The organism is Streptomyces xingningensis (genome assembly GCF_054957865.1).
Genome location: NZ_JBDJPF010000052.1, coordinates 1 through 11,385, shown reverse-complemented (window position 1 = coordinate 11,385; position 11,385 = coordinate 1). Strand labels below are relative to the sequence as shown.

10 protein-coding genes are annotated in these 11,385 nt (G+C 70.8%); 8 read left to right on the top strand and 2 right to left on the bottom strand.

The genetic code is table 11. The features are described from left to right. Positions 1–7 precede the first annotated feature (7 nt). Positions 8–496: a metallopeptidase family protein gene (locus ABCR83_RS23950; RefSeq protein WP_462697219.1), complete on the bottom strand. Its 489-nt coding sequence runs from the start codon at positions 494–496 to the stop codon at positions 8–10. Positions 497–815: 319 nt separating this feature from the next. Here ABCR83_RS23950 and ABCR83_RS23945 point away from each other — a divergent pair, with 319 nt between their 5' ends. The 6 genes from ABCR83_RS23945 (at position 816) to ABCR83_RS23920 (ending at position 6,444) form a co-directional block, all read left to right on the top strand. Further along, on the top strand, positions 816–1,217 hold the full coding sequence (locus tag ABCR83_RS23945) for a DUF3499 domain-containing protein (RefSeq protein WP_462697218.1): 402 nt from the start codon (positions 816–818) through the stop codon (positions 1,215–1,217). A 148-nt stretch (positions 1,218–1,365) separates the two neighbouring features. Then, entirely contained in the window at positions 1,366–2,724 is a 1,359-nt protein-coding gene (locus tag ABCR83_RS23940) for a phosphomannomutase/phosphoglucomutase (RefSeq protein WP_462697217.1), read from the top strand. Positions 2,725–2,826: 102 nt separating this feature from the next. Then, positions 2,827–3,015, top strand: a complete 189-nt coding sequence (locus tag ABCR83_RS23935; RefSeq protein WP_462697216.1) for a Trm112 family protein — start codon at positions 2,827–2,829, stop codon at positions 3,013–3,015. Positions 3,016–3,074: 59 nt separating this feature from the next. Then, entirely contained in the window at positions 3,075–4,241 is a 1,167-nt protein-coding gene (locus ABCR83_RS23930; protein WP_462697215.1) for an SIS domain-containing protein, read from the top strand. Between the two features lie 11 nt (positions 4,242–4,252). Continuing rightward, a complete protein-coding gene (manA, locus tag ABCR83_RS23925) occupies positions 4,253–5,452 on the top strand; it encodes a mannose-6-phosphate isomerase, class I (RefSeq protein ID WP_462697214.1) in 1,200 nt (399 codons plus the stop codon). A gap of 68 nt (positions 5,453–5,520) precedes the next feature. Beyond that, positions 5,521–6,444: a cation diffusion facilitator family transporter gene (locus tag ABCR83_RS23920; RefSeq protein ID WP_462697213.1), complete on the top strand. Its 924-nt coding sequence runs from the start codon at positions 5,521–5,523 to the stop codon at positions 6,442–6,444. A gap of 23 nt (positions 6,445–6,467) precedes the next feature. Here the strand turns inward: ABCR83_RS23920 and ABCR83_RS23915 are convergent, their stop codons facing one another. Next, the gene (locus ABCR83_RS23915; protein ID WP_462697212.1) at positions 6,468–8,414 is read right to left on the bottom strand and encodes a fructose-specific PTS transporter subunit EIIC; all 1,947 of its coding nucleotides are present in this window, start codon (positions 8,412–8,414) and stop codon (positions 6,468–6,470) included. 402 nt (positions 8,415–8,816) lie between these two features. Between ABCR83_RS23915 and ahcY the strand changes: the two genes are divergently transcribed. Together ahcY and ABCR83_RS23905 are read left to right on the top strand one after the other, a co-directional pair. Next, positions 8,817–10,274, top strand: a complete 1,458-nt coding sequence (gene ahcY / locus ABCR83_RS23910; protein WP_462697211.1) for an adenosylhomocysteinase — start codon at positions 8,817–8,819, stop codon at positions 10,272–10,274. A gap of 96 nt (positions 10,275–10,370) precedes the next feature. Continuing rightward, positions 10,371–10,988, top strand: coding sequence for a hypothetical protein (locus ABCR83_RS23905; protein WP_462697210.1), 618 nt, complete (start codon positions 10,371–10,373; stop codon positions 10,986–10,988). Positions 10,989–11,385 lie beyond the last annotated feature (397 nt).

Sequence of the window (11,385 nt, the reverse complement as noted above, 5' to 3'; positions counted from 1 at the left end):
CGCGAGGTCAGTCCTGCCCGTAGCGCGGGTCCACCGACTCGGGCGCCAGCCCGAGGAGTTCGGCCACCTGCTCGACCACGACCTCGTGCACCAGCAGGGCGCGCTCGTCGCGGTTCTTGGTGCGGATCTCGACCGGGCGGCGGTAGATCACGATCCGGTCGGGGTCGTCCCCGTGGGCCGCGACACAGCGGCCGAGCGGAACGGAGTCGCCGTCCAGGAAGGACCCGGGGCCCCCGCCGTCCTCCTCGTCGGCAACCGGCACCTCGCGCACCTGGAAATCCACGGCCGCCAGCTGCGGCCAGCGCCGCTCCAGCCGCTCCACGGAGTCCTGCACCAGGTCGACGAACGCCTCCGCCCGGCTGACCGACAGCGGCACCTGCGGCGGGGCGATCGGCCCGCGCATGCCACGGCCATGACGGTCACGGTGGCGGGAACGCGGCCCGGTGGGGCCGGGGGTGCCACCGGCGGTGGCGGGGGGAGGTACGAGGCTGTCCATCACTCCCGAGAGTATCCGCCACCCGGCCGTGTACACGCGGTAGCCACGCATCTCATCGGATGTCACCAGATGAACGTTCCGGCCATCCTTACGATCGATTACAGCCACCTACTGGATCGGTGAACCCATGCCGAATGACACCATGGGTGCCAGGTCATGACAGACCGCCCCATCGGCAGACACTCGTCACCTTGCTCTCATCGCAGGTCAGCCGGGTGGCCCAAGGGCGGTGTCCACCGCGCGAGGCAAGACGACACAGAGGGGTGAGCCGAGAGTGAGTCATCGCGGCCCGCTCAAGAGTGCGGTACCGTCCAACCTCGTGAGCCCTGTACGTCGCTGTTCGCGCACCGCGTGCGGCCGCCCGGCCGTCGCGACGCTGACGTACGTCTACGCCGATTCGACCGCCGTTCTCGGACCGCTCGCCACCTATGCCGAACCCCACTGCTACGACCTGTGCGCCGAGCACTCCGCGCGCCTGACCGCCCCCCGCGGCTGGGACGTGGTACGCCTCGCGCTGGACACCGGCCCCACCCGCCCCAGCGGCGACGACCTCGAAGCGCTCGCCAACGCCGTGCGCGAGGCGGCCCGTCCGCAGGAACGCGCCACCAGGCCGGGCCCCGGCCAGGCCAAGGGCCCCGCCGGACCGGCCGGTCGCGAGCCCGGACCGATGGAGGCCGCCCGCCGGGGCCACCTCAGAGTGCTGCGCTCACCGGACTCCTGACGCACCGTCGGTTTCTGACATGGCGTCCGCACGCCGTTCCCCCGCCGTCTTCCGCCACTTCTGATCTTTGAGGCCGGTCCGCCGTCCGGATCGCCGGTCCCGCCGGGTAGGTTGGGGGTCCTGTACCGGACTCCAGGAGGGGTTGACCGTGGCCGATCTGTCGCAGCTCGTAAAGGCGTACGACGTGCGTGGTGTGGTCCCCGACCAATGGGACGAATCACTGGCCGAGCTGTTCGGCGCCGCCTTCGCCCAGGTGACCGGCGCGAGCGCGATCGTCGTCGGCCATGACATGCGGCCCTCCTCGCCCGGGCTGTCCCGGGCCTTCGCCAACGGCGCGGCGGCGCGCGGCGTCGATGTCACCGAGATCGGGCTCTGCTCGACCGACCAGCTCTACTTCGCCAGCGGCCATCTCGGGCTGCCCGGCGCGATGTTCACCGCCAGCCACAACCCCGCCCGGTACAACGGCATCAAGATGTGCCGCGCCGGAGCCGCGCCGGTCGGCCAGGACACCGGCCTCACCGAGATCCGCACCCTGGTGGAGGGCTGGACGGAGGGCGGCACCCCGGAGGCCGCCGCCTCCCGCGGCGTGCTCACCCAGCGGGACACCCTCGCCGACTACGCCGCCCACCTGCGCTCCCTGGTGGACCTGACCACCATCCGGCCGCTGAAGGCCGTGGTGGACGCGGGCAACGGCATGGGCGGCCACACCGTCCCCACCGTCCTCGACGGCCTGCCCGTCGACCTGGTCCCGATGTACTTCGAACTGGACGGCACCTTCCCCAACCACGAGGCCAACCCGCTCGACCCGAAGAACATCGTCGACCTCCAGGCCAAGGTCCGCGAGACCGGCGCGGACATCGGCCTCGCCTTCGACGGCGACGCCGACCGCTGCTTCGTGGTGGACGAGCACGGCGAGCCCGTCCCGCCCTCCGCCATCACCGCACTGGTCGCCGCCCGCGAACTCGCCAAGCACCCGGGCGGCACGGTCATCCACAACCTGATCACCTCCTGGTCGGTGCCGGAGGTCGTCAAGGAGAACGGCGGCACCCCCGTCCGCACCCGGGTCGGGCACTCCTTCATCAAGGAGGAGATGGCCCGCACCGGCGCGATCTTCGGCGGCGAGCACTCCGCGCACTACTACTTCCGCGACTTCTGGAACGCCGACACCGGCATGCTCGCCGCACTCCATGTGCTCGCCGCGCTCGGCGGCCAGGACAAGCCGCTCTCCGAGCTCGTCCGGCAGTACGACCGGTACGCCGCCTCCGGCGAGATCAACAGCACCGTCACCGACCAGCCCGGCCGGACCGCGGCGGTAAAGGCCGCCTATACGGGCCTGGACGGCGCCGATCTCGACGAGCTGGACGGACTCACCGTCACCACCGCCGACTGGTGGTTCAACCTCCGGCCCTCCAACACCGAGCCACTGCTGCGGCTGAACGTCGAGGGACGCGACGCCGCCACGGTCGCCCGGGTGCGCGACGAGGTACTGGCGATCATCCGGGCCTGACCCATCGCAGGGGGTGCCCGGGCCCGGCCACGCGGCGCGTGGCCCCGGGGCCCGGCGGTACGCTGACCGCACAGAAACGCACACACCCCGAAGGGAACCCCCATGCCGCTCGAAGCCGGTCTCCTGGAGATCCTCGCCTGCCCGGCGTGTCACGCTTCCCTCCACGAGGTCGCGGAGCCGGACGGCGACACCACCGAGCTGGTCTGCGAGGGCCAGAGCTGCGCCCTGGCCTACCCCGTCCGGGACGGCATCCCGGTTCTGCTCGTCGACGAAGCCCGCCGTCCTGCCTGACCCCACCCAGCAGTCGGCGGGCCGGACCTGCGCCCACGGCGATCGGAGGCTGATCAACGGTGTTCGACGAGTCACTCCTCGATGACCCCGAAGCCCTGTCCCGCGCCGACCTGCACGGCCTGCTGCGCGGCGCCGCCGAGTCCGGCGCCCGGGTGCGTACCGCCGCCCGCAACGCGGCCGAGGCGGGGGTCGGCGCCCTGAAGCCGGACGGCCGCCCACGCGCCGTCCTGGTCGCGGGCCCCGGCCCGGCCGCCGGATCCGCCGCCGACCTGCTCACCGCGCTCGCCGACGGCAGCTGCCCGGTCGCCCTGATCCGCCCCTCCGGCGTCGCCCCCGCCCCGGGCGCCCTGCGCTGGACCCTCCCCGGCTGGACCGGCCCGCTCGACCTGCTGCTCGTCGCCAGCCCGGACGGCACCGAGCCGGGGCTGGCCCTCCTCCTCGAGCAGGCCCACCGCCGCGGCTGCTCCGTCGTCTGCGTCAGCCCCGTCGGCTCCCCGCTCGCCGAAGCCACCACCCAGGTGCGCGGCCTGGCGATCCCGCTCACCACCACCCCGTACGAAGCCGCGATGGCGGGCGCCGAGGCCCCCGACCCGGCAGGCGACCAGGCCGTGCTGCCCACCGGGCCCGGCACGCTCTGGTCCCTGCTCACCCCGCTGCTCGCCCTCGCCGACCGCATCGGGCTGCTCACCGCCCCGCCCGGCGCCCTGGAATCGCTCGCCGACCGCCTCGACCAGCTCGCCGAGCGCTGCGGCCCCGCGATCGCCACCTACAGCAACCCGGCCAAGACCCTCGCCGCCGAACTGGCCGACACCCTCCCGATCATCTGGACCGAAGGGGAGCTCGCCGCCGCCGTCGGCCGCCGCTTCGCGACGGTCCTCGCCGCCCTCGCCGGCCGACCCGCGCTCGCCGCCGAACTCCCCGAGGCGCTCACCGCGCACGGCACCCTGCTCTCCGGGGCGTTCGCCGCGGGTGCCGACCCCGAGGACTTCTTCCGCGACCGGGTCGAGGACCCCGAGGCGCTGCACGCCAGGGTCGTCCTGCTCCGTGAGCAGGAGCCGGCCGTCACCTCACCGGCCCCCGCAGCCCGCGAACTCGCCCTCCACCGCGGCACCCCCATCAGCGAGCTGGAGGTCACCGAGGACGGCGGCCCCCTGGAGACCGCCGCCGAACTCCTGGCGATCACCGACTTTGCCGCCGTCTACCTGGCCCTCGCGGGCACGCCCTAGGGGGTGCAGAGATGGACCGCCTGACCAACACCGTGCGCCCCTACGCCTGGGGCTCCACCACCGCGATTCCCGAACTGCTCGGCACCCCGCCCACCGGTGAGCCCCAGGCGGAGCTGTGGATGGGCGCCCACCCCGGTGCCCCCTCCCGCGTCGACCGGGGCGGCGGACCGCGCGCGCTCAGCGAGGTCATCGCCGCCGACCCCGTGCGCGAGCTCGGCACCCCGGCCGTCCAACGCTTCGGCCCCGGGCTGCCGTTCCTGCTCAAGCTCCTCGCCGCCGCCGCCCCGCTCTCCCTGCAGGTCCACCCCGACCGCACCCGGGCCGAGGCCGGATTCGCCGCCGAGGAGGCCCTGGGGATCCCCCGCGACGCCCCGCACCGCAACTACCGGGACGTCAACCACAAGCCCGAACTCCTCTGCGCCCTCGGCCCCTTCGAAGGCCTCTGCGGCTTCCGCGACCCCCATGAGACGGCGGAACTGCTCGCCGCGCTGGACGTCGACTCCCTCAAGCCGTATGTCGACCTGCTGCACGCCCACCCGGAGACCGACGCCCTGCGCGAGGTGCTCACCGCCGTCCTGACCGCCGAACCCGCCGCCATGGCCGAGACCGTGGACCGGTCGGCCGCCGCGGCCGAGCGGCTCGCCGCCGCACCCGGCCCGCACCGGGACGCGTACGCCGCATACGCCTCCATCGCCCGGCACCACCCCGGCGACCCCGGCGTCCTCGCCGCCATGCTCCTCAACCACGTCCGCCTCCAGCCCGGCGAGGCCCTCTACCTGGGCGCCGGAGTCCCGCACGCCTACCTCGACGGCCTGGGCGTCGAGATCATGGCCAACTCCGACAATGTGCTGCGCTGCGGCCTGACGCCCAAACACCTCGATGTGCCCGAACTGCTGGACGTCGTCCGCTTTGAACCCGCCGTCCCCGAGGTGCTGCGCCCGGAGGCGGACCCGGACGGAGAGGAGGTCTACGACGCCCCGGCCGATGAATTCCGCCTCTCCCGGTATGCGCGGGCCGCCGGTTCACCGCCCCGGCCGCTCGGGGCACGCACCCCGCAGATCCTGCTGTGCGCCTCCGGCACCGCCCGGCTGCGCGGCGACGACGGCACCGAACTGGCCCTCGCCCGCGGCGAGTCCGCCTTCGTACCCGCCGGGGAGTGCGTCGAACTCGGCGGTGAATGCATCCTCTTCCGCGCCACGGTGGTGGCCTGAATCGCGGCAAGGCGCCCCGGCTGCGACAATGACCCGCCATCTGTCGTAAAGAGAAAGCAAAGCAGCGCATGAGTGCATCGGGCGGATCCAAGGCCATCGTCGCCGCACTGGGGGCCAATCTCGCCATCGCGGTCGCGAAATTCACCGCCTTCGCGTTCAGCGGCTCCTCGTCGATGCTCGCCGAAGGCGTGCACTCGGTCGCCGACTCCGGCAACCAGGCGCTGCTCCTGCTGGGCGGCAAGAGGGCGCAGCGCGAGCCCAGCGAGGAACACCCCTTCGGCTACGGCCGCGAGCGCTATGTCTATGGATTTCTCGTCTCCATCGTCCTGTTCACCATCGGTGGCGTCTTTGCGCTCTACGAGGGCTATGAGAAGGTCAAGGAGCCGCACGAGCTGGAGAATTGGTACTGGCCGGTGGGAGTGCTTGTCTTTGCGCTCGTCGCCGAGGGGCTGTCGTTCCGTACGGCGGTCAAGGAGTCCAACCCGCTGCGCGGCAAGCAGTCGTGGAGCCAGTTCGTACGGACTGCCAAGGCGCCCGAACTCCCGGTGGTGCTGCTGGAGGACTTCGGGGCCCTGGTCGGTCTGGTCCTCGCGCTGGGCGGTGTCGCCCTCTCGGTCGCCACGGGCAATGGCGTCTGGGACGGCATCGGGACCCTGTGCATCGGCACCCTGCTGGTGCTCATCGCGCTGGTGCTGGCCGCCGAGACCAAGTCATTGCTGCTCGGCGAGGCGGCCGGGCCGGACCAGGTGGCGAAGATCCGTGCGGCGGCCGTCGACGGCGACACGGTGATCGGCGTCATCCACATGCGCACGCTTCATCTGGGCCCGGAGGAGCTGCTGGTCGCCGCCAAGATCGCGGTGCGGCATGACGACACCGCCGCGGAGGTGGCCCGGGCGATCGACGAGGCCGAGGCCCGCATCCGGGAGGCCGTGCCGATCGCCCGGGTGATCTACCTGGAACCGGACATCTACCACAAGGCCCGCACGGCGTAGTCGTGTTCGGGGGCCCGCGACCCTCAGCGGATCTCCGCCAGCACCCGCATGATCGCCGCCCGGTCCGGCGCCGCCAGCAGCCGCTCCCGGAACCCCGGGTCCATCAACCGCCGCGACAGCAAGGCCAGAATCCGCAGGTGCTCATCGCCCGCCGCCGTCTCCGGCACCGTGATCATAAAGATGAGCCGGGCCCTCGTCCCGTCCATCGAGCCCCACTCGACCCCCTCGGTGCTGCGGCCAAAGGCGACGACGGGCGCCGTGACGGCGTCCGTCTTGGCATGCGGAATCGCGATCTCCTCGCCGAGCCCGGTGGTGCCCAGCGCCTCCCGGGCGAGTACGGCGTCGACCAGTGCGTCCACATCGGTCACCCGCCCACTGGCGGCGAGCAGTTCGGCCAGCTCACGGATCGCGTCCTCCTTCCGGCCGGCCACCAGCCCGGGCCGTACGGTGAGCTCGGTCAGATGCCCGGACAGCACTGCCCCGTCGCCCGTGGCCGCGGGCGGTACGGGCGGCGGTGGGGCGGGCGTACCGCCCAGCGACATCAGGGTGACGGTCGTCAGCGCCGTGACCACCGTCCCCATGGCGACGGCGACCAGGAACATCGGCACACCCCCCACCGCGCCCAGCACTGCGACGATCGGACCCCCGTGCGGCACGCGGTCCTTGACCGCCGCGAGCCCGGCGATGGCACCCGCCACCGCGCCGCCCAGCATGTTCGCCGGGATGACCCGGGCCGGCCGCGCGGCCGCGAACGGAATGGCACCCTCTGTGATGCCGAAGAAGCCCATGAACAGCGCCGCCAGACCGGTCTCCCGCTCCTGTTGGTCGAACATCCTGCGCCGCAGCAGCGTCGCCAGCCCCTGGCCGAGCGGGGGGACCGGGATGGCCGCCGCGCACATGCCCATGACCTCCGGATTCCTGGAGACCAGCCCCGCACCGAAGAGAAAGGCCGTCTTGTTGACCGGCCCGCCCATGTCGAACGCGATCATCAGGCCCAGGAGCACGCCCAGCACCGCCGCGCTCGCACCCGTCAGGCTGCCGAGCCGGCTGGTGAGGTGCTCGAAGACCCAGGCGATGGGCTTGCCCAGGACGTAGATGAAGAACAGGCCGAGCGCCGAGGTCGCCAGCACCGGGATGACGATGATCGGCATGATGGGCCGGACAAACCGCGGCACCGGGATCCGCTTGATCCACAGCACCAGATAGCCGGCCAGGAAGCCGGTGACGATCGCACCGATGAAGCCCGCGCCCGACTTCGAGCCGTACAGCGCACCGGTGTTGGCGATCCAGCCGCCGATCATGCCGGGCACCAGCGCCGGCCGGTCGGCGATGGCATAGGCGATATAGCCGGACAGGATCGGCACCATCAGCGTGAAACCGATGACCCCGATGTCGTTGACGTGCTTCCAGACCGAACCATCCGGAATCACCAGACCGTGCTCGGTGGCATGACCGCCCAGCGCGAGTGACACCGCGAGCAGCAGCCCGCCGACGACGACAAACGGAATCATGTACGAGACGCCGTTCATCAGCGCCTTGTAGGTGATGCCGCGCCCCTTGCCGCCGCCCGCGACGGCCGTCGGCGCGGTGCCCCCGCCGCCGTCGCCCCCTCGGTACACCGGCGCCTGCCGCACCTGCTCGATCAGCTGTTCCGGGTGGTGAATGCCCTCGGCGACACCGACGGACAGCACTCTCTTGCCGATGAAGCGGCTGCGATCCACGTCCTTGTCGGCGGCGATGATGATGCCGTCCGCCTCTCTGACATCGTTGTCAGAGAAAACATTCTCGGCCCCGATCGATCCCTGGGTCTCCACCTTGATCCAGTGGCCGAGCGCCTCCGCGGCCTGGGCCAGCTTCTCCGCCGCCATATAGGTGTGGGCGATGCCGGTCGGGCAGGCGGTCACCGCGAGCAGCCTGAGCCGCTGCCCGTCCGACCCGGCAGCTTCGGGGGGATCTGCTGGATTGGTCACGTGAAACTCCTCCCAACGGGGCGTGTACGAGACCGTGCGGTGTACTCGTCCTCGGGTCCTTGCGCAAGCGCATCCTGCAACAGCCGACCAGTGGATCAAAGCGATCGGGCGCCCGGCCCGGACCGCGTACAACATCCGGAACCTTGCGTTCCGCCGAATCCAGGCCCGACGGGGACTGGGGCTCCCCGGGTGGTCCGGTGTAGATTCGGGGCCAGAGCCAGACGTCGCTGCTGATGGCGGTCGGGCGGTTCGCGCGACGGACCGGCCGAGGGAGAGAGGGCCTCCGACGGACTGCGCTGCGGTCAGGGGACGCGTGAGGCCGGCTGGGCTCGCGCGCGATCCTCCTGTCCGTGTGCACGGCCGTACTCATCCCTCGCTCGCCCCTCAGGAGGAGCAGCCCGTATGACCACCACCTCCACCGGCCGGGACTTCAAGGTCGCCGACCTGTCCCTGGCCGCTTTCGGCCGTAAGGAAATCACCCTCGCCGAGCATGAGATGCCCGGCCTGATGGCGATCCGCAAGGAGTACGCAGCGGCGCAGCCGCTGGCGGGTGCCCGCATCACCGGCTCGCTGCACATGACCGTGCAGACGGCGGTGCTGATCGAGACGCTTGTCGCGCTGGGTGCGCGGGTGCGCTGGGCGTCGTGCAACATCTTCTCCACCCAGGACCATGCCGCCGCGGCCATCGCGGTGGGCCCTCATGGCACACCGGAGAACCCGCAGGGCGTTCCCGTCTTCGCCTGGAAGGGGGAAACGCTGGAGGAGTACTGGTGGTGCACGGAGCAGGCACTGACCTGGCCGGACGCCGCGACCGGCGGCCCCAACATGATCCTCGACGATGGCGGTGACGCTACGCTTCTGGTGCACAAGGGCGTGGAGTTCGAGAAGGTCGGTGCCGTCCCCGACCCGGCCACGGCGGACAGCGAGGAGTACGCGCAGATCCTTGCGCTGCTGGGCCGCACCCTGGCCGGGGACCCGCAGAAGTGGACCCAGCTGGCGTCGGAGATCCGCGGTGTGACGGAGGAGACGACGACCGGCGTGCACCGCCTCTATGAGATGCAGCAGGCCGGTTCGCTGCTCTTCCCGGCGATCAACGTCAATGACGCGGTGACGAAGTCCAAGTTCGACAACAAGTACGGCTGCCGCCACTCGCTCATCGACGGCATCAACCGCGCCACCGATGTGCTGATCGGCGGCAAGGTCGCGGTCGTGTGCGGCTACGGCGACGTGGGCAAGGGCTGTGCGGAGTCGCTGCGCGGGCAGGGCGCCCGGGTGGTCGTCACCGAGATCGACCCGATCTGCGCCCTCCAGGCGGCGATGGACGGCTACCAGGTCAGCACCCTCGACGAAGTGGTGGAGAGCGCGGACATCTTCGTCACGACGACGGGCAACCGGGACATCATCCTGGCCTCCGACATGGCCAGGATGAAGCACCAGGCCATCGTCGGGAACATCGGCCACTTCGACAACGAAATCGACATGGCCGGTCTGGCGAAGACCCCGGGCATCGTCAAGGACGAGGTCAAGCCGCAGGTCCACACCTGGACCTTCCCCGACGGCAAGGTGCTCATCGTGCTGTCGGAGGGGCGCCTGCTGAACCTGGGCAACGCCACCGGCCACCCCTCCTTCGTCATGTCGAACTCGTTCGCCGACCAGACGTTGGCGCAGATCGAGCTGTTCACCAAGCCCGAGTCGTACCCGACCGACGTCTATGTGCTGCCGAAGCACCTGGACGAGAGGGTCGCCCGGCTGCACCTGGACGCGCTCGGCGTGAAGCTGACCGAGCTCCGGCCGGAGCAGGCGGAGTACATCGGGGTCAAGGTGGAGGGACCGTACAAGCCGGACCACTACCGATACTGACGACAGCACCAGTGTCAGCAGCCGGTGACCCAGCCGGCAGGCCAGGCCCCCGCCCCTCCGGTGGGGGCCTGGCCCATTCCCGTCAAGGACCTCCACATGCCCCGCGGCCGCTACTCGCTGCATGATCCGCACGATCACACCCCCCTGGGTGACGAACACTTCCAATGCGCCACCGGCCCTTCCGGCTGGCGCTATGTTTCCCGGATCACCACTCCTTCCGGCGCCGAAGCCGGATCCGTCGACCTCTCCATCGACGCCCTCGGGCGCCCCATCCGGCTTCAGCTCCGGACCCCCGACTGGCAGGTGCGTGCCGCCGCCGTCGACGGCGTCACCTGGGTGCGCACCGATGCGACAGGCGAGCACGCCACCGAAGGCAACGTCGGCGCGCATGGATTCACCGGCAGCTCACCGGCCTTCCAGGTAGCCCTCGCGCGCTTGCTGCGGCTCACCCCCGGCGCCCAGGCCACCCGGATCCGGCTGGTCGCCTTCACTGCCCCCGTCCTCGCCCCGCGCACCCTCGATCAGTCGTGGTCCTTGCTCAGCAGGACACCACACGCCACTGACAATGGGCCGTTGGAAGTGGACGAGTACCAGGTCAGCGCCCTCGACACGGGTGAGCGGCACACCGTCCACCTCGCCGGCGACGTGGTCCTGTCGGCACCAGGCATCGAGCTCGAGGAACTCGCGACCCCGCCCTCCCTCTTCGCCGACTGAGGGCAGGGCGGATGTGCGGCCCGTGCTCGCAGCCTGATAGGGTCTCCCTCGCCCCAGGAAACCCGTTGACACGGGTGGAGGGGGGAGGTAGATTCGAACGGTTGAGACGGACTGGATTGGACTGGTCCGTCAGTGACCGTTAGTATCGCAACAGCTCCCGACAGTGAATGCAATTCACGTGGAGCATCCTTCGACTCCTTATTAGGAAGTGGCAAAGTCGATGTAATCGGCTTGTCTCAGGTCTGATAAAGTCGGAGACGCCGGAAAGCGAAAGCGAGAAGGCGAGCCCCGATTCAACAGGGGGCCGGAGCCGGGAATTCGGGTCTGGTAAGGTTGGAAACACGAAATACCGGAGGGAAGCGCCCGGAGGGCCTTGTGAAAAGGGTCTGAAGGAAGC

Coding starts and splice junctions, on each gene's coding strand:
- ABCR83_RS23905 (WP_462697210.1), top strand. CDS start 10,371: ATGCCCCGCGGCCGCTACTCGCTGCATGATCCGCACGATCACACCCCC.
- ahcY (WP_462697211.1), top strand. CDS start 8,817: ATGACCACCACCTCCACCGGCCGGGACTTCAAGGTCGCCGACCTGTCC.
- ABCR83_RS23935 (WP_462697216.1), top strand. CDS start 2,827: ATGCCGCTCGAAGCCGGTCTCCTGGAGATCCTCGCCTGCCCGGCGTGT.
- ABCR83_RS23950 (WP_462697219.1), bottom strand. CDS start 496: ATGGACAGCCTCGTACCTCCCCCCGCCACCGCCGGTGGCACCCCCGGC.
- ABCR83_RS23920 (WP_462697213.1), top strand. CDS start 5,521: ATGAGTGCATCGGGCGGATCCAAGGCCATCGTCGCCGCACTGGGGGCC.
- manA (WP_462697214.1), top strand. CDS start 4,253: ATGGACCGCCTGACCAACACCGTGCGCCCCTACGCCTGGGGCTCCACC.